10 protein-coding genes and 7 pseudogenes are annotated in these 18,401 nt (G+C 54.0%); 9 read left to right on the forward strand and 8 right to left on the reverse strand.

Annotated features, from left to right (window positions below; translation table 11 throughout):
* Positions 1–229 precede the first annotated feature (229 nt).
* The 5 genes and pseudogenes from glnQ to rhtA all read right to left on the reverse strand — a co-directional run bounded on the left by glnQ (position 230) and on the right by rhtA (position 4,500).
* Positions 230–952 carry a glutamine ABC transporter ATP-binding protein GlnQ gene (glnQ, locus tag JNO11_RS05810; RefSeq protein ID WP_010254327.1) on the reverse strand — a complete coding sequence of 241 codons (723 nt, stop codon included), beginning with the start codon at positions 950–952 and terminating at the stop codon, positions 230–232.
* Entirely contained in the window at positions 949–1,608 is a 660-nt protein-coding gene (gene glnP / locus JNO11_RS05815; RefSeq protein WP_022625976.1) for a glutamine ABC transporter permease GlnP, read from the reverse strand. Before glnP ends, glnQ begins: the two co-directional genes overlap by 4 nt.
* A gap of 78 nt (positions 1,609–1,686) precedes the next feature.
* Positions 1,687–2,434: pseudogene (glnH, locus tag JNO11_RS05820) on the reverse strand (glutamine ABC transporter substrate-binding protein GlnH).
* Between the two features lie 320 nt (positions 2,435–2,754).
* Positions 2,755–3,259: pseudogene (gene dps / locus JNO11_RS05825) on the reverse strand (DNA starvation/stationary phase protection protein Dps).
* 326 nt (positions 3,260–3,585) lie between these two features.
* Entirely contained in the window at positions 3,586–4,500 is a 915-nt protein-coding gene (rhtA, locus tag JNO11_RS05830) for a threonine/homoserine exporter RhtA (protein ID WP_010254339.1), read from the reverse strand.
* Between the two features lie 368 nt (positions 4,501–4,868).
* Between rhtA and ompX the strand changes: the two genes are divergently transcribed.
* A complete protein-coding gene (gene ompX, locus JNO11_RS05835) occupies positions 4,869–5,381 on the forward strand; it encodes an outer membrane protein OmpX (RefSeq protein WP_010254344.1) in 513 nt (170 codons plus the stop codon).
* A 242-nt stretch (positions 5,382–5,623) separates the two neighbouring features.
* Here ompX and JNO11_RS05840 read toward each other — a convergent pair whose 3' ends face one another.
* Positions 5,624–5,815, reverse strand: a complete 192-nt coding sequence (locus JNO11_RS05840) for a hypothetical protein (protein ID WP_122458979.1) — start codon at positions 5,813–5,815, stop codon at positions 5,624–5,626.
* Between the two features lie 253 nt (positions 5,816–6,068).
* Between JNO11_RS05840 and mntR the strand changes: the two genes are divergently transcribed.
* The 7 genes and pseudogenes from mntR (at position 6,069) to JNO11_RS05875 (ending at position 15,096) form a co-directional block, all read left to right on the forward strand.
* On the forward strand, positions 6,069–6,527 hold the full coding sequence (mntR, locus tag JNO11_RS05845) for a manganese-binding transcriptional regulator MntR (RefSeq protein ID WP_010254350.1): 459 nt from the start codon (positions 6,069–6,071) through the stop codon (positions 6,525–6,527).
* Between the two features lie 20 nt (positions 6,528–6,547).
* A pseudogene (locus JNO11_RS05850) lies at positions 6,548–7,659 on the forward strand (SLC13 family permease).
* A 150-nt stretch (positions 7,660–7,809) separates the two neighbouring features.
* Positions 7,810–8,955, forward strand: a complete 1,146-nt coding sequence (locus JNO11_RS05855; RefSeq protein WP_325177064.1) for an HlyD family secretion protein — start codon at positions 7,810–7,812, stop codon at positions 8,953–8,955.
* Positions 8,952–10,521: pseudogene (locus JNO11_RS05860) on the forward strand (DHA2 family efflux MFS transporter permease subunit). Before JNO11_RS05855 ends, JNO11_RS05860 begins: the two are co-directional and overlap by 4 nt.
* 1 nt (position 10,522) lies before the next feature.
* Positions 10,523–12,053, forward strand: a pseudogene (locus JNO11_RS05865) (efflux transporter outer membrane subunit).
* A gap of 869 nt (positions 12,054–12,922) precedes the next feature.
* A pseudogene (locus JNO11_RS05870) lies at positions 12,923–13,325 on the forward strand (H-NS family nucleoid-associated regulatory protein).
* A 178-nt stretch (positions 13,326–13,503) separates the two neighbouring features.
* The gene (locus JNO11_RS05875; RefSeq protein WP_010254366.1) at positions 13,504–15,096 is read left to right on the forward strand and encodes an ABC-F family ATPase; all 1,593 of its coding nucleotides are present in this window, start codon (positions 13,504–13,506) and stop codon (positions 15,094–15,096) included.
* Between the two features lie 90 nt (positions 15,097–15,186).
* Here the strand turns inward: JNO11_RS05875 and moeB are convergent, their stop codons facing one another.
* Both moeB and moeA read right to left on the reverse strand, forming a co-directional pair.
* The gene (gene moeB / locus JNO11_RS05880) at positions 15,187–15,945 is read right to left on the reverse strand and encodes a molybdopterin-synthase adenylyltransferase MoeB (RefSeq protein WP_325177065.1); all 759 of its coding nucleotides are present in this window, start codon (positions 15,943–15,945) and stop codon (positions 15,187–15,189) included.
* On the reverse strand, positions 15,946–17,181 hold the full coding sequence (moeA, locus tag JNO11_RS05885) for a molybdopterin molybdotransferase MoeA (RefSeq protein ID WP_163637315.1): 1,236 nt from the start codon (positions 17,179–17,181) through the stop codon (positions 15,946–15,948).
* 256 nt (positions 17,182–17,437) lie between these two features.
* On the opposite strand from moeA, the pseudogene JNO11_RS05890 reads away from it, so the two are divergent.
* Positions 17,438–18,399: pseudogene (locus JNO11_RS05890) on the forward strand (isoaspartyl peptidase/L-asparaginase).
* The last annotated feature ends 2 nt before the right edge of the window (positions 18,400–18,401 follow it).

Here is an 18,401-nt window from a genome sequence, read left to right on the forward strand (position 1 = left end):
CAACGCCCGACTCGGTGGAGGTAAGACCGAGCTGGCACAGGGAACCCGGTCAGATCGGAAAGACGCAAAGGCTGTCATCCATGACACGCTCGGCCCGCGCCGTCCCTGGCGCGGGACGCTTTCCTCTTCTGACCGGGTTCCCTGTGCTTCGGGTTTATTCGTTGCTGCCAGATTTACCCTGGTTTGGATTGTCATCAGTTTTAACGGGCCGCTTAGCGGCCCATTTTGATCAGGAGACGTGCTGCAGGAATTCGCGCAGACGCTCGCTCGGTGGGTTGCTGATCAGGCTGTCGGGATCGCCATCTTCCGCAATCCGGCCTTTATCGATAAAGATCAGCCGTGAGGCCACCTTCTGTGCGAAGCCTACTTCGTGCGTCACAATCACCATCGTCATGCCTTCTTCCGCCAGATCCTGCATCACCTTCAGCACTTCGTGACGCAGTTCCGGGTCGAGCGCTGAGGTTGGCTCATCAAACAGCATCATTTTCGGCTTAACTGCCAGTGCACGGGCAATCGCCACGCGCTGCTGCTGACCGCCGGAAAGCTCAGACGGAAAGTGGTGCGCGCGCTCGGCGAGGCCCACTTTGCCCAGCAACTCACGCGCCAGCTGGCGTGCCGCCTCTTTGCTGGCACCGCGCACACGGATAGGACCAAAGGCGACGTTATCCAGCGCACTCATCTGTGGGAACAGATGAAACTGCTGAAACACCATGCCCGCTTCCTGACGAATCAGGCGGTCATCGACTTTCGGATCATTGACGCGCAGGCCATCGACAATCAGTTCGCCACTGGTGATCTCTTCCAGCTTGTTAATACAGCGCAGCAGGGTTGATTTACCGGAACCGGATGGGCCGATAATCACCACCACTTCGCCCTGGTTAATCTTCAGGTCGATATTGTGCAGCACCTGGGTCTGGCCAAAATGTTTGGAGACATCTTTAAATTCAATCACAGGATTTTCACCCTTTTCTCAATGCGGCGCAGCACAAAGCTCAACACCAGCGTAATAACCAGATAGATAATCGCGACGGCGCTCCAGATTTCCAGCGCGCGGAAGTTACCGGCAATAATCTCCTGACCCTGACGGGTCAGTTCAGCCACACCAATAACGATAAACAGCGAAGTATCTTTGATGCTGACAATCCACTGGTTGCCCAGCGGTGGCAGCATGCGGCGCAGCGCCAGCGGCATAATCACGTAGCGCAGCGTCTCGCGGCTCGACAGGCCAAGCGCCAGTCCGGCTTCGCGGAAGCCCTTGTTGATCGACAGCACGGCACCACGGGTAATCTCGGCAATGTAAGCGCCGGAGTTAATCATGATGGTCACCACCGCCGCGCTGAAGGGATCAATGCGCAGGTCGGGGAACGCCATCGGCAAAGCAAAATAGATAAACATCACCTGCACCACGATAGGGGTGCCGCGAATGATTTCGATAAACACCAGTGCGATGTTATTGGTGATCCAGCCACCGTAAGCGCGGGCAAAGCCCGCTACCAGGCCGATGAAGAGGCCGCCAACCAGTCCAATAATTGAGATAATTAAGGTCAGTTTAGCGCCTTCAAGCAGCGCTGGCATGGCGGGCCAGATGACGCTCCAGTCAAACTCCATGGTGTCACTCCAGATATGTTGCGATGGAAAAAAGCAGGGAAAAGGTTTCCCTGCTGAAATCAGATAACGGGCAAATTATTATTTAGGTTCGGTGCCAAACCATTTTTTATAGAGCGTGTTATAGGTGCCGTTCTCTTTCAGGGTTTTCAGTGCGCCGTTGACTTTTTCACGTAAATCGTCGCTGCCTTTCGGGAAGGCGATACCATACTGCTGCGCTTCAATTGAATCGCCTACCGCTTTAAAGCGGCCTTTACCGGCGGTATGGATGAAGTAAAGGATGTTAGGCGTGTCATGCAGCACGGCGTCCGCACGGTTGGTGCCCAGCTCCATATAGGCGCTGTCGATATTCGGGAACTGACGCAGATCTTTGGATTTGATGTTGGCTTTCGCGTATTCCACGGAGCCGGTGCCGCTTTTCACTGCGACCACTTTACCGTTCAGATCGCTGATGCCTTTGATGTCGTTTTCATTGTTACGCACCATCACCTGCAGACCGCTTTTGTAATAGCCGTCAGAGAACTCAATCGCTTTTTTTACGCTCCTCGGTAATGGTGATACCCGCCAGTGCCAGATCGACATTGCGCGTTTGCAGTGCAGGGATAATGCCGCTGAAGTCCATTGGCTTCAGGGTGTAATCGAGCTTCAGCTCTTTCGCAATGGCATCCCACAGATCCACATCGAAGCCGACATATTTATCACCCTGTTTAAATTCAAACGGAACAAAGGCGGTATCCGTGGCGACGACCAGCTTTTTGTCTGCTGCAGTGGAAGAGAGGGAGAAGGCCAGCGCCAGCGCGGCCACAGAAACTTTTAACAGTGACTTCATCATTTTTCCTTTTTTTACTACCAGGCGGCAGGGCCTGCGTTTGCGGCTTGTCATATGAAAGAATTATGCCAACTTTGCAAAATCCGCGAAATCAGAGAGTTAAATAACATAGCTGACACGATTTTGCAGTTAATTCTGCCATTGCACTATTTTGGTGCTCAGTTTTGGTGCAGGTGGCTGTTTTGGTGCAAGCGGTAGTGTGCCTCAGATGTTAAGGCTGTGAAGCGGAGGAGGGAAGAACTGTTAACAGGGTCATAAAAATGCGGTAACACAGACGTAAAAAAAGGCGGGTTTCCCCGCCTGACAGACTGCATTGAGTCTTATTCGATGTTCGCTTCGATAAACCACAGGAATTTATCAAGGTCACGTGATGCCGCAGTAAAGATATCAGCGGTATCTTCGTCTTTTACTTCAGTGATCGCTTTACGGGTGTCATTCGCGACAACGCTGTAACGATCTGCCAGCGCTTTCAGATGATCCTGAACGCTGTGAATATTCAGCGGATAGCTCTTCAGCGGAGTCGTATCGTTAACGACCTGCGTGGTGCCCAGTGCCACGCCACCCAGCTGAACCACACGCTCGGCAATAGTATCCTGATGATCGGTAATCGCGGTGCGGAAGCCGTCCAGCATCTCATGCACACCGATAAAATTAGCACCGCGCATGTTCCAGTGCGCCTGCTTAGTGATCAATGACAGGTCAATAAACTCGACTACCAGACGGTTTAACACCGCGATGGTGGCTTTTTTTATCGTCTTCGGCCACATCATTGCGGGTATAAATCAGGTCAGAAGATTTAGTTTTAACCAATTTAGCGGTACTCATCGTTTCAGTCCTCTCTTTGATGGTTGTCCTAATCAAGTACCGGATAAGTATAGCAGCGCTTTTCAGCTTTGCAGAAACGACTTTGTCGATGGATGAAATAGCGAGCGTCTTTAGTCAGAGCAGGGCTGGGCTAAGAAGGTTAATGCCATGTTAAAATATAAAATCAAATAAATAGATAATTAAATCATTAGGTTATTCTATTATGTAAATAACTGGTAAGTGTCTGTTTCAAAATAGACAACGCAGGAAGGAGCGAAGATTAGGAATAATTCTCATGATGAGCATGATTATTATTTAGCCCCGCCAGCAGGCGGGGCGGATAGCGTTTATTTTTGGATATCGTCTGATAATTCAACGCTGTTTAACTGACTCTTTTTCGGCCGCATGGTCAGCGTTGAACCTGCCGAGGCGATGATGATCGCCAGCAGCGCCAGCCACTGAAGTCCGGTCAGGGTTTCCCCCAGAAACAGCATGCCGGAAAAGGCAGCCATGGCGGGTTCCAGACTCATCAGCGTGCCGAAGATGCGCGCCGGTAAGCGGGTGAGGGCGATCATCTCCAGCGAATAGGGGATGGCGCTGGAGAGCAGGGCAACCAGCAACGCGATCGGCATAACGGCCCATGTCCAGATGCCACTTTCTGCGAACGTCAGCCCCAGCGGTACAAAAATCACTGAGGCAATCAGCGACCCGATAGCTACTGTCGCCGGGCCATGTTCTGCGCCTGCCCGCTGTCCCGCCAGGATATAGATCGCCCAGCAGGCGCCTGCACTCACTGCCAGCGCAGCGCCCAGCGGATCAATCGCAGTCATGCCTGTGCCAAAAGGCAGCAGGAACCACAGACCAATCACGGCCAGCAGCACCCAGACAAAATCCAGTGGCCGGCGCGATCCGAATAGCGCCAGCGCCAGTGGGCCGGTAAATTCCAGTCCCACCGCCACACCCAGCGGCACGGTACGAATCGCCAGATAGAACGTGAAATTCATTGTGCCCAGCGCCAGTCCATACATCAGGAGTGGCAGACGTTGCTCCCGGCTAAAGCGTAAACGCCAGGGTTTGAAGATAATACAGAGTATCAGGGTGCCAAATCCCAGACGCAGCGCGGTGATGCCAGTGGCACCGACGGCAGGAAACAGGCTTTTCGCCAGCGAAGCACCGCCCTGAAGCGACAGCATCGCAATCAGCAGTACGGCAATCGGCATCACTATCGGGGCAAGGTTTTTAGAAGCGGGAGAGGCAGACATCCTGTGTACTTTTCCTGGTCATCAACGTAATGAGTCAGCCAGTGTAAAGGAAATAGCAGGCAAAAAATCACGGAATGGGGTTTTAAATTTCTCTCAAGTGAGCGATTTTTGGCCAGAATCAGGGCCAATTAGGTAAAGAAATGTCAGGTTTTTTTAGGATTTAACTTAAAGAACGAAATGAGCACGAAATGATTATTGCAGAAAGATGACGGATTTTATAAGAAAAATGAATGACATAGGTTGTCGCATTAACTTCCTGTTACACCAAACATTCTGTTAGACAACAAAATCCGGGCAGAGTTTCTCGCTATTTTTTGTTATATTTTCAGCGTTGTCAGGAGAGAAGTATTTTCACATTTGAGGTGGTTATGAAAAAAATTGCATGTCTTTCAGCATTAGCCTGTGTACTGGCAGTATCTGCAGGTTCAGCAATGGCACAGAGCACCGTAACTGGTGGCTATGCTCAGAGCGACTATCAGGGCGTAGCTAACAAAGCTAACGGCTTCAACCTGAAATACCGCTACGAAGACGGTTCTAACCCACTGGGTTGGATCGGTTCATTCACCTACACAGAAAAAGATAACACCGATTCTGGCATTTATAACAAAGGCCAGTACTACGGTGTGACCGGTGGTCCTGCTTTCCGTCTGAACGACTGGGCAAGCATCTACGGTGTTGTGGGTATCGGCTACGGTAAATTCCAGCAGAACGATACTTCATCACGCGATAAAACTGATTCAAGCGACGTAGGTTTCTCTTACGGCGCAGGTCTGCAGTTTAACCCAGTTCAGGACTTCGCAGTTGACGTTGGTTACGAGCAGAGCCGTATCCGTAACGTTGACGTTGGCACCTGGATTGCTGGCGTAGGTTACAGCTTCTAAGTTTAGCTTAGCTGACCTGCAAAAAAAGCGGCCCCTTGTGGGCCGTTTTTTTATTGTGCTGATTTACTCACCCTTCTCTCGTATCTGCACGTTTCCCGACTTTTCCGGATCGCTGTAGCCGATCAGCAACCATGCTGGTTGAAGCCGCAGGTCATATTGATTCGATGGGGAAACAGGAAAAAGAGAGAGCAGAAAGGGAGAGTGCGCCTCTCAGCCAGCGGCTGAAAGGCATAGAATCAGGATTAGCCGCGCCAGATGAGATTCTCACAGCGACGATCGTCAGACTTATGGCCCAGCAGTTTTTCCAGCAACATCAGACGCAGTGTGAACGGTGAACGCGTCAGCAGGCACAGCCAGGATTTCATCTCCGTGGTTGTTTTCTTCTCAGCCTGGAAGCATTTACTGCAATCTAAGCAACATTTCAGGGTGCTCATAGAATCACCTCCCAATCATTGTCGACGCGGTAGTCAGCAGCCTGCGGTGAGAGGCGTCATCATCACCGGAGCAACAGAGGATCAACTGGGATCGCTCTTTTGCTGCTTACATTATCGTCAAATATAGCACTGGCTATATCCTTTAGCCAAGGCTAATGACGAAAAATTTGAGCTTCTTTGCGGCTGGTTTACAATGAGCGCAGCTAAATCCGTACAGCAGTGACAGTACGGGAAAAAATAATGAGGAAGCTGAATGAGTCGTCGTGCTAAAAGCGTGGTTTCTGCGCCAAAAGGACCACTGAAAGATATTGAAGAGCATGTCGAAGGTTTTCGGCAGGTGCGTGAAGCGCATCGTCGGGAATTAATTGATGACTACGTTGAGTTAATCTCTGATTTGATTGGTGAATTTGGCGAAGCGCGTCAGGTTGATATGGCGGCCCGCCTGGGCGTTTCACAACCGACCGTAGCGAAAATGCTGAAGCGGCTTGGCAGTGCCGGGCTGGTTGAACAAGTGCCTTACCGCGGTGTCTTTCTGACTGGTGAAGGAGAGAAACTGGCAGAGGAGAGTCGCGCCCGTCATCACATTGTTGAAAGTTTTCTGCTGGCGTTAGGCATCAGTCCCGAAACTGCCCGACGTGATTCAGAAGGTATTGAGCATCACGTCAGTGATGAAACGCTGGCCGTATTTAAGAAATTCTCCGAAACCCGCTAACGCTAAGGCGTACCTTCATCATGCCTCAACTGCTTCGATCTTTTTTTGCATGACTCTGTTTTGCATTTATTAATCGTGATTGGTGTAGTTCTGGCATTTCTGGCGGATTTTCGCTGGGCCGATCTGCCCGGTGCCGTAGACTGGCATACCATTATTACGCTCACCGGGTTGTTGATCCTGACCAAAGGGCTGGAAACCAGTGGCTACTTTGACGTGCTGGGGGGGACGACTGATTGCGCGTTTCCGGCACGAACGTGCGCTGGCGCTGTTTATGGTGCTGGCTGCCGCGTTGCTCTCTACGTTTCTGACCAATGATGTGGCGCTGTTTATTCTGGTGCCGCTGACGCTGACGCTGCGAAAGTTCTCTCACTTACCCATCTCGCGACTAATCATCTTCGAAGCGCTGGCGGTCAACGCCGGATCCCTGCTGACGCCGGTCGGCAACCCGCAAAACATTCTGCTGTGGAGCCACGGCAAATTAAGCGTTGTCGCGTTTATTGTTCAGATGCTGCCGCTGGCCGCCTGGCTGCTGCTTAGCCTGATGGTATTAACCTGGTTCAGCTTTTCAAAGCGGTCGATTGACAAGCATGACAATCCGGAACAGCCGCAGTGGCAGAAGCCACTGTTTATTGTCAGCGTGGTGTTATATCTGCTGTTTATCGCCGGCCTGGAGCTGGAAATCACCGGTTGGGTCCTGCTGCTGATTCTTGCCACGTTCCTGGTGATGGCGCGTCCGGTGCTGCTGCGCATCGACTGGAGCCTGCTGGCGGTGTTTATCGCCATGTTTATTGACGTCTTCCTGATGACGCGTCTGCCGGTGATGCAGGCTCACTTTGATGCGGTTTCTCATTTCGGTCAGGGGCAGCTCTACCTGCTGGCGATTGGTCTGTCACAGGTGATCAGCAACGTTCCGGCGACGATTCTGCTGCTGCAAAAAGTCCCGCCTGGCGATGTGCTGGCCTGGGCGGTCAATATTGGCGGATTCGGTCTGCTGCCGGGTTCGCTCGCTAACCTTATTGCCCTGCGTATGGCGAAAGATCGGGCCGTCTGGTGGCATTTCCATCTCTTTTCTCTCCCTCTGCTTGCCTGGTCGATGGCCAGCGGCTGGCTGCTGTTGCGGCTGCTCAATTAGGCCCGACGCATCCTGCTACCCGCCACAGGTGGCAGGATGTGCGCCATTTCTCAAGTTTCGTAAAGTTGCGCTGGATTTTGTCAGTTTCCGATATAAGGTTAACAGGACCTTTATGCCCGGGAATTAGGGCCTTAGCCAGTGATGGGAACTATGAGCGAGAATAACCAACGCGATCCACACCAGCAGGACGCAGAAAATGCGACGGATAAAAACCGTCAGTCAGAGGAAAATCAGGACAACGACCAGCAGCCTGAGCGTAAACGCCCCGGTAAAAAGCCGCTGATTATTCTGGCGGTAGTGGTGGTGATTATGCTGATTGTCGGCTTCTGGTTCTGGTTCACTACCCGCAATATTGAAACTACCGACGACGCCTTTACCGAAGGCGATGCCGTTACCATTGCGCCTAAAGCCTCCGGCTATGTCGTGAAGTTGCTGGTGAAAGATAACCAGCGGGTGAAGAAGGGCGATCTGCTGGTGGAGATCGATCCCAGCGACAATCGTGCCCAGCGTGAACAGGCGAATGCGCAGCTCGGTTTAGCTGTCGCACAGCTGCATCAGGCGCAGGCTCAGCTGGCGCTGTCAAAGGTACAGTATCCGGCACAGCGCGATCAGGCGCTGGCAGATCAGGCGAAAGCCGAAGCGAATCTGCTTAATGCGCAGGCGGATTATCGTCGCCAGCGCGGCGTCGATCCGCGTGCGACCAGTCAGCGTAATATCGACAGCGCGTCCGCGCAGTTACGTTCGGCGCAGGCGCAGTTACAAAGCGCGAAAGCACAGGTTGAAGTGGCGTCACAGGTTGCTCTGCAGATTCGCCAGCAGGAGACCAATGTTGAAGCGCGTCAGCAACAGGTTGAGCAGGCTAAGGCGCAGTTAAGCACGGCCGATCTTAATCTCTCCTATACCCAGGTTCGCGCGCCCTATGACGGGTTTGTCACCAAGCGTAACGTTCAGCTGGGCACACTGGTGCAGGCGGGATCGTCGCTGTTTTCGCTGGTCTCGCCTGAGATCTGGGTCACCGCTAACTTCAAAGAGTCTCAGCTGCAACACATGAATCCTGGCGACAAAGTTGAAATCAGCGTCGATGCCTGGCCGGATATGAAGCTGGAAGGGCATGTTGACAGTATTCAGATGGGCTCTGGTTCACGCTTCTCGACTTTCCCGTCAGAAAACGCCACCGGTAACTATGTGAAAATCGTTCAGCGCGTGCCGGTGAAAATCATCATCGACAAGGGCCTTGATCCGAACCATCCTCTGCCGCTGGGTCTCTCTGTTGAACCGAAGGTAACGGTGGAATGAGTACGGCGCAGAGCTGGAAACCCGCCAGTAATCCGTGGTTAGTGGCGATCACGGTCACGCTGGCGGTGTTTATGGAGATCCTCGACACCACCATTGTTAACGTGGCGCTGCCGCATATCGCCGGTTCGCTCTCCTCCAGTTACGATGAGTCAACCTGGGTGCTGACCTCTTATCTGGTGGCGAACGGCATTGTGCTGCCTATCTCTGCGTTCTTCAGCCGACTGTTTGGCCGTAAACAGTTTTTCCTGATCTGCATCGTGATGTTTACCATCTGCTCCTTCCTGTGCGGCATCGCTACCGAACTGTGGCAAATCATTCTGTTCCGCGTGCTGCAGGGCTTTTTTTGGTGGCGGATTGCAGCCGGTTCAGCAGTCTGTGCTGCTGGACTACTTCAAGGCGGAAGATCGCGGCAAGGCATTTGGGCTCTCCTCTATCGCCATTATTGTCGCGCCGGTGATTGGTCCGACATTAGGTGGCTGGATTACCGACAACTACAGCTGGCGCTGGGTGTTCTTTATCAACATTCCGGTCGGCGTACTTACCGTGCTGGCGATCTATCAGCTGCTGGAAGATCCACCGTGGGAGCGTAAATGGGCCAAAGGTAAACTGAAGATCGACTATATCGGTATCAGCCTGATTACCTTAGGACTGGGTTGTCTGCAAGTGATGCTGGATCGCGGAGAGGATGAGGACTGGTTTGCCTCGCACTTTATCGTGCTGTTCGCCATTCTGGCCTTGATTGGCATCGTCGGCGCCATCTACTGGCTGATGTATGCCCGTAAGCCAGTGGTCGATATTCTGGTGATGAAAGACCGCAACTTCTGGGTCGCCGGGCTGTTGATGGCGGGGATGGCGATGATTCTGTATGGCAGCTCCGTAGTGCTGCCACAGCTGGCGCAGCAGGATCTGGGGTACACCGCCACCTGGTCAGGTCTGGTGCTGTCGCCTGGCGCGGTGCTGATTGTGCTGACCATACCGCTGGTGCTGAAACTGATGCCAATCGTTCAGACGCGCTACATCATTGCCTTTGGCTTTAGCTGTCTGGCCGTGGCGTTTCTCTACTCCGCCACCTTAACGCCCAACGTTGATTTCACCACTTTAGTGTTGATGCGCAGCGCACAGTCAATCGGGCTGGGTTTCCTGTTTGTCCCGCTGACGACTATCGCTTTTGTCACCATTCCGCAGCGGCTTAATGCTGACGCCTCGGCGCTGTTTACCATGTTCCGTAACGTTGCCGGATCGATTGGGATTTCACTCTCGACCGCTGCCATTACCGAGCGCGAACAGGTGCGGTCAGCGCACATGGTGCATAACATGACGCCGCTGAATGAGCCGTTCAACATTACGCTTCAGCACTGGGCGCAGGCGATACGCGACTTTACCTCGGCGGTGGGCGATCCCGTCACGCTGGCAACCGGTCAGCTCTATCAGGAGATGATTGCGCAGTCGCGTATCCTCGCTTACATCGATGTCTTCTCAGGCCTGAGTATTGTCGCCCTGATTTTGATTCCATTTTGTTGGCTGCTGTCGCCGATTAAGAGCGAAGGCAGTGCAGGAGCACACTAACATGAAGGTTTTTTACTCTCATCGCCTGAAACCCCTGAGTTTACTGCTGGCCCTCGGGCTGGCGGGCTGCGCTGTCGGACCTGACTATCAGGCGCCGAAACCTGCCGTGCCGGGTGGCTACAACACCCTGGATTCGCAGGAGGCGTCAAAGCCACAAAACGCCGCGATTAATTCACGCTGGTGGCGCAGCTTCAATGATCCGCAGCTCGACAGTCTGATTGAACGGGCGATTGCGGGCAACCTGAGCCTGCAGCAGACGGTGCTGCGCATTGCCGGAGCACGTGAACAGCTGACGCAGGCGCAGGGCAGCCTGTTCCCCACCCTGGGCGGTTCAGCCAAAGTGACGCGTCAGCAGCTCGGGCTGGAAGGCTTGCTTAAATCCAATGGCGCAACCGATCAGCTCGACAGCAACGTGGCCAGCCAGCTCAATGGATTGACCCAGCCGGTTAACCTCTACCAGGGCAGCTTCGATGCCAGCTGGGAGCTGGATCTGTGGGGCAAAGTGCGCCGTCAGGTTGAGGCAGCTAATGCCCAGCAGCAGGCAGCGATAGAACAGCGCAACGATGCGCTGGTCTCACTGGAGGCCGAAGTGGCGCGTGCCTGGCTGCAACTGCGCGGCGCGCAGAGCACGATTCAGACGCTGCAACAGCAGATTGAGGTGGCGCAGCAGACGACCGAGCTGACCCAAAGCCAGCAGCGTAATGGCCTGGCCCCGCTGACCGATGTGGAAAATGCGCGTGCCCAGCTCAGCACGCTGCAGGCGCAGCTGCCGCAGTATCAGTCGCAGGCACGGCAGGCGATGAATGGGTTAGCGGTGCTGCTCGGCAAGACACCGGGGGGCGCTGGATGCTGAACTCAGTACGCCAAAAGCGTTACCCCCGCTGCCACAGTTTGTCCCGGTAGGCATTCCTTCTACGCTGGCACGTCGTCGTCCTGATATTCGTCAGGCTGAAGCGACGCTGCATGCACAAACCGCTGAGATTGGGGTTTCTGTCGCGCAGCTTTTCCCGAGCCTGTCACTGACCGGCCAGCTGGGCGTGCGCAACACCGATGTCAGCTATCTGGATAACTGGAGCAGCCATTTCTACAGTTATGGCCCGTCGTTATCGATTCCGATTTTCCAGGGCGGACAGCTGGTGTCGAGCGTGAAGTTAGCGCGGGCACAGCAGGCCAGTGCCGCGCTGGATTATCGCCAGACGGTGCTGACGGCGTTGCAGGATGTGGAGAATGCGCTGGTCAGCTATCGCGCCGATCAGCAGCGGGTCACCGCGCTGGATGAGACAACCGGTGCGCTTCAGCGCGCCTTTGATCTCGCCAGCGACAGTTATCGCCAGGGGCTCTCGACCTTCCTGGAGGTGCTGGATGCGCAGCGTCAGCTGGCTCAGGCAGAGGAGCAGGCGACACAGGCGCGGATGCAGAGTGCACTCGATTTAGTGGCGCTCTATAAAGCGCTGGGCGGCGGCTGGGAGACTTACCAGAACGTGGATATGCCGCAATATCCGGTATTTGGCCCGGCCACGCAGGCGAATTAGTCATCCGGCGGTAGCTGCCTCTGCGCAGTTACCGCTTTATCTCTCCTCCGGCAGCGTTTAAACCGGTGCTGCCTGCCTCTCCATGTTGTTCATCATGATCTAACCCGTTGATAAAGAGAGCTTCTGAGCATCACTGGAACGGGTGCAGCCAGCAGAAAATAAAACAGTGATAATCGCAGGGTTATTATCAGCGCCTCTGGCGAGCGATTATTTTCATGTTGCTGGCACTTTCCGCATTCAGGTTTTTGAGCTCTGTCACCTTTCTCAGTTTATTTCTTTGACGTTTTTTTAAGGCAACTTACGACTGAACGAGTGGGGGCGCGTAAGGCTATTCAATCAGCCTGAGCCGGGCGGAACTGTTATTGCGCAGCTAAGCGATCTGCGAATAATCCGACTCTGCTATAAATCGCAGCGGCAAAAATGGTTAACAGGTGGCAAAGGGCATAATTAAAAAAAGCCACCAGAGCGTTAATTCTTTTGCGCTATTTAACGGTGCCGGGGGTGGCTTTTTTAAGCATAATCTGTAAGCTGGTGTGACTGGGGTCACGTGCAGGCACATTTTTAATCTGTTATCTCCGGCCCGTAAGCGTAAATAATGAGGCTGCATGGCCCGCATTTAGTAGATAGCGTTAACTGCCTTCTGCCGGGATAATCTGCCTGAAATCGTTTTCAACTCCTGAGTAAAAGTGCCATTTGTTGTTAATTCAGCGTTAATAAAAGGTCAGGCACGCCCGATTTTAATAGCTCTGTTTTGCCCGAATTAATACTTAGGAATTATCTGTAGCGTAAAAATAATTTATTTTTTTATTTGAATTAGGTAGTCTTGGCGCTACAGTTTTATTAACCCCCCCTTAATCAAGGACATTGTGATGAGTGACGCATTTAAGGTACTGAACAATATTCGCACATTACGTGCCCAGGCTCGTGAACTGCCACTGACCGATCTTGAAGAGATCCTGGAAAAATTAACGGTTGTTGTTACTGAGCGCCGTGAAGAAGCAGAAGCGGAAGAGACGCAGAATCGCGAAAAAGAAGAAAAGCTTTCTAAATATCGCGAAATGCTGCTGGCTGACGGCATCGATCCTAATGAATTATTAGGTGCACTGGAAAGCGGAAAAAAACGTACCAAGCGTGCGCCGCGTCCGGCTAAATATTCTTACACCGACGAAAATGGTGAGCAGAAATCCTGGACTGGCCAGGGCCGTACCCCGGCAGCGATTAAAAAAAGCGCTGGATTCCGGTAAAAGCCTGGACAGTTTCCTGATCGATTGATCAACACAATCCTTGTAAGTGGGAGCCGGGGGGCCATCATGGCCTTCCGGCTTTTTTATTTCTGCCGGGATATCAATCACCCCGCAAGGAATCCACGGCTGACGCTGGCGTGCGCTGCGTCACATCTGGCATAATAGCCGCCGTTTTTTCATCCATTCTCTTCACAAAGGTCAATGCCGTGTTAGTTAGCAGCAATATCACCATGCAGTTTGGCAGCAAGCCACTGTTCGAAAATATCTCCGTTAAATTTGGCGGCGGTAATCGTTACGGTTTAATCGGTGCGAACGGCAGCGGAAAATCCACCTTCATGAAGATTTTGGGTGGCGATCTGGTGCCTTCAGGCGGCAATGTTTCTTACGATCCCAACGAGCGCATCGGTAAGTTGCGTCAGGATCAGTTCGCCTTTGAACAATTTAGCGTACTGGACACCGTTATCATGGGTCACCATGAGTTATGGGAAGTGAAGCAGGAGCGCGACCGTATTTATTCTTTGCCAGAAATGAGCGAAGAAGAGGGGTATAAAGTCGGCGATCTTGAGGCACTTTACGGTGAGATGGACGGCTATAGCGCGGAGTCTCGTGCCGGTGAGTTATTACTCGGCGTCGGCATTCCGGTTGAGCAGCATTATGGCCCGATGAGCGAAATTGCGCCGGGCTTTAAATTACGTGTGCTGCTGGCGCAGGCGCTGTTTTCTAATCCTGATATTCTGTTACTCGACGAACCGACGAACAACCTGGACATCGATACTATTCGCTGGCTGGAGCAGGTGCTGAACGAGCGTGACAGCACCATGATTATCATTTCGCATGACCGTCACTTCCTTAATATGGTCTGTACGCACATGGCTGATTTGGATTATGGCGAGCTGCGGGTTTATTCCGGTAATTATGACGAATATATGACCGCGGCGACCCAGGCGCGTGAACGTCTGTTATCCGATAACGCCAAGAAAAAAGCGCAGATTGCTGACTTACAATCGTTCGTCAGTCGTTTTAGCGCCAACGCCTCTAAATCGCGTCAGGCGACATCACGCGCTAAGCAGATGGATAAAATTAAACTGGATGAAGTGAAAGCCTCCAGCCGTCAGAACCCGTTTATCCGTTTTGAGCAGGACAAGAAGTTGTTCCGTAATGCGCTGGAAGTGGAAGGTTTGACCAAAGGATTTGATAACGGTCCGCTGTTTAAGAATTTAAATCTGCTGCTGGAAGTGGGTGAGAAGCTGGCGGTGATCGGTGCCAACGGTATCGGTAAATCAACACTGTTAAAATCGCTGGTGGGTCAGCTGACGCCAGATAACGGCAGCGTTAAATGGTCAGAGAATGCACGTATTGGTTATTACGCTCAGGATCACGCCGATGATTTTGCCAATGACCTGACGGTATTTGACTGGATGAGTCAGTGGAAACAGCCTGGCGATGATGAGCAGACCATTCGCGGTATTCTGGGTCGCCTGCTGTTTTCGCAGGATGATATTAAGAAGCCGGCCAAAGTGCTTTCTGGTGGAGAGAAGGGTCGTATGCTGTTCGGTAAGCTGATGATGGAAAAACCGAACATTCTGATTATGGATGAGCCGACCAACCACCTTGATATGGAGTCGATTGAATCGCTCAATATGGCGCTGGAGATGTATGAAGGCACGCTGGTGTTTGTTTCACACGACCGTGAATTTGTCAGTTCGCTGGCAACCCGCGTGATAGAGCTGAAAGCAGATCGCGTTGTGGACTTCACCGGTAATTACGAAGATTACCTGCGGAGTCAGGGTATCGTCTGATTGAAACGGGGTGGCGCAGGTCACCCCGTTTTTTTTGGTGGTTTGTTGGTTCAGCACGGGCTTCAGGGAGCAGAGGCGTTCCTGCCGATGCTACTCGCTACCACCACATACTTCACAGTGCGCATCCTGCGCCACCTTCATGCTGCGGAACTCCGCGCTCATTGCATCGTACATCAGCAACCGGCTGGTGGCGGGCGTGCCAAATGCCGTCAGCACTTTAATCGCTTCCATCGCCTGCATCGCACCAATCACGCCAACCAGCGGAGCCATGACGCCCGCTTCCACGCAACTCAGGGTTTGTTCCCCAAACAGGCGGCTGATGCAACGATAGCAGGGTGTGCCGGGCTGCCAGTTGAATACACTGATCTGACCTTCCATCCGAATCGCGGCGCCGGAGACCAGTGGCACCCGCTGCTGACGGCAGAGTCGGTTAAGCTGCTCACGCACCGCAACGTTGTCGGTGCAGTCCAGCACCACCTGCTGCCGGGCGATCAGCGCCAGCAGCGCTGCATCGTCCAGCTGTCCATTAACCGGATGCAGCTGACAGTGCGGATTGATGGCGGCCAGGCTTTGTGCGGCGGAGTCCACTTTGGCGCGGCTAATGTCAGCATCGTGATGCAGGATCTGCCGTTGCAGGTTAGAGTGCGATACGGTATCGAAGTCGAGCAGCGTCAGGCTACCGACACCGGCAGCCGCCAGATAGGGCGCAGCGGCGCAGCCGAGTCCGCCCAGCCCCACGACCAGCGCGTGACTCGCTTTCAGCAGCTCCTGACCGTCGAAATCAAAGCCGCGCAATACAATCTGCCGGTTGTAGCGCAGCATCTCCTCATCGCTTAATTCAGGCAGCATTTACGCCTCCAGCAGGGCGTTGAACGGTTCCACCTCGACCCATTCGCCCGGTTCAACATTGCCGCGATCCCGTTCCAGCACAATAAAACAATTTGCCTGGGCGAAGGAGCTGAAGACGTGCGAACCCTGCATCCCGGTGGTTTCCACCTCCAGTTCACCCTGTGCGTTCTGTCGCAGGATACCGCGCTGGAAATCGAGCCGGCCTGGTGACTTTTTCAGCCGCGAGGCGCAGCGCACTTTCTGACGTGGCGGCAATGCTGATTTTTGCTGGCCGGTGAGGGTGGCAAGCAGCGGCTGAACGAGCTGATAAAAGGTCACGGCGGCGGAGACCGGATTACCTGGCAGGCCGCAGAACCAGCTGCTGTTGAGGCGGCCAAAGGCAAATGGCTTGCCAGGCTTGATCGCCAGCTTCCAGAAGCTGATGGCACCAAGCTCCTCCAGCATCGTTTTGGTAAAGTCCGCTTCGCCCACCGAGACGCCGCCGGTAGTAATCACGACATCCGCCTGCCGATCGGCCTCGGTGAAAGCAGCACGCAGTGCGGCCGGGTCATCTTTGATGATGCCAAGGTCGATGACTTCGCAACCCAGCTTATGCAGCATCAGTGATACCGCAAAGCGGTTGGTGTCGTAGATCTGGCCTTCGGCCAGCGGCTCGCCTACCGGCTGGAGTTCATCACCGGTGGAGAAGATAGCGACCCGCAGTTTTCGCAGCACGCTGACCTGCGCGATACCCAGTGAGGCGAGCAGTGGCAGCTCCGCCGCGCCCAGCCGCGTTCCTGCTTCCAGCACCACGGTGCCTGGCTGAATATCATCGCCGATGAGACGAATGTTCTGTCCGGGACGGACCGGCGCGGTGATCATAATCGCATCACCCTGTGTTTCGGTCTGCTCCTGCATCACTACTGCTTCACAGCCTGCAGGCACCGGCGCACCGGTCATGATGCGAATCACGCTGCCCTGCGGCCACTCACCGTTAAACGGTGCGCCGGCAAAGGCTTTACCCGCCACTGGCAGCGGCTGACCGCTGCTGGCGTCTGCCAGCCTGACGGCGTAGCCATCCATCGCAGAGTTATCAAATGGCGGGACGGCAATCGGTGAGGTCACCGCTTTGGCGGTGATACGCCCGACCGCTTCGGCCAGCGGCACGCTAAGAGAGTCGGTGACGGGCGTCAGCTGTGACAGCATTTTTTGTTGTGCCTCCTCAAGGGAGATCAAGCCTGCAGTAAAACTTTCCATGGATATTCCAGCCTGGTTATCTCAGATGCTGCCTATTATGGTGGGAATTAGCCGCTGAGTCACATCGGTGTCGGCCTGACTTGCCTGTTGTTGTGGCCAAAGTGAAATATGGCGGTAAGAAAAGGTTATAACCACAGGAACAGTTTCCGCTTTACAACACTTAGCAGGCTTTCTATAGTCAAAAATCACCAAAAATGGGTGAAAACCATTTTAAATCAGTGTTTTTCGTCCTGATGCAACCACAGGGTAGATCGTTATGGTCAATGCAGTGATCGCCATTCATGGAGGCGCCGGTGCCATTACGCGCTCAGCAATGAGCGCCGAAAAAGAGCAACTCTATCGTCAGGCGCTACACGATATTGTCACTCAGGGCCAGCAGATACTGGCTCAGGGCGGCAGCGCACTCGATGCGGTGACCGAAGCGGTGCGGCTGCTGGAAGAGTGCCCGCTGTTCAACGCCGGTAAAGGCGCGGTCTTCACCCATCAGGGCACCCATGAACTCGATGCCTGCATCATGGATGGCCGCACGCTGGGTGCAGGGGCGGTCGCGGGCGTAACGCGGGTACGTAATCCGGTGCTGGCGGCACGTGCCGTGCTGGAACATAGCGAGCATGTCCTGTTTATCGGCGAGGGCGCAGAGCAGTTTACTGAGGCGCACGGGCTGGAAATGGTCACGCCTGATTACTTCTCGACCCCGGAACGCTGGGAGCAGTTGCAGCGCGCGCTGAACAGCGATACGGCAGTGCTGGACCATGATGGAGCCGCGCACAGCGATGACCCGCTCGACCCGGACCGTAAGTTTGGTACGGTGGGGGCCGTCGCGCTGGATCTTGAGGGCAACCTCGCGGCCGCCACGTCAACGGGCGGTATGACCAACAAGCAGGCCGGGCGGGTCGGCGACTCGCCGCTGCCGGGCGCAGGCTGCTACGCCAGCAACGACAGCGTGGCGGTCTCCTGTACCGGCACTGGTGAAGTCTTTATGCGGACGCTGGCGGCCTATGATGTGGCAGCCCAGATGCGCTACGCCGGGCGCTCACTGCAGCAGGCCACAGTTAATGTCATTCATGACAGCGTGCTGGAGCTGGGCGGCAGCGCGGGGGGCTGATTGCCGTCGACCGCGCAGGCAACGTAGCGCTGCCGTTCAACAGCGAAGGGATGTATCGCGGTGTGGCGCGGGTTGGCGAAGTGGCAGACGTCGCTATCTATCGCGAAAGTTAAGG

The sequence above is a fragment of the Pantoea sp. 1B4 genome (assembly GCF_016925765.1).
Lineage (GTDB): Bacteria > Pseudomonadota > Gammaproteobacteria > Enterobacterales > Enterobacteriaceae > Pantoea > Pantoea agglomerans.

What these genes read in the sequence shown, in the direction of transcription:
- moeA (WP_163637315.1), bottom strand. Translation starts at nt 17,181, where the DNA reads ATGGAAAGTTTTACTGCAGGCTTGATCTCCCTTGAGGAGGCACAACAA.
- JNO11_RS05840 (WP_122458979.1), bottom strand. Translation starts at nt 5,815, where the DNA reads ATGAGCACCCTGAAATGTTGCTTAGATTGCAGTAAATGCTTCCAGGCT.
- moeB (WP_325177065.1), bottom strand. Translation starts at nt 15,945, where the DNA reads ATGCTGCCTGAATTAAGCGATGAGGAGATGCTGCGCTACAACCGGCAG.
- JNO11_RS05855 (WP_325177064.1), top strand. Translation starts at nt 7,810, where the DNA reads ATGAGCGAGAATAACCAACGCGATCCACACCAGCAGGACGCAGAAAAT.
- glnP (WP_022625976.1), bottom strand. Translation starts at nt 1,608, where the DNA reads ATGGAGTTTGACTGGAGCGTCATCTGGCCCGCCATGCCAGCGCTGCTT.
- rhtA (WP_010254339.1), bottom strand. Translation starts at nt 4,500, where the DNA reads ATGTCTGCCTCTCCCGCTTCTAAAAACCTTGCCCCGATAGTGATGCCG.
- mntR (WP_010254350.1), top strand. Translation starts at nt 6,069, where the DNA reads ATGAGTCGTCGTGCTAAAAGCGTGGTTTCTGCGCCAAAAGGACCACTG.
- ompX (WP_010254344.1), top strand. Translation starts at nt 4,869, where the DNA reads ATGAAAAAAATTGCATGTCTTTCAGCATTAGCCTGTGTACTGGCAGTA.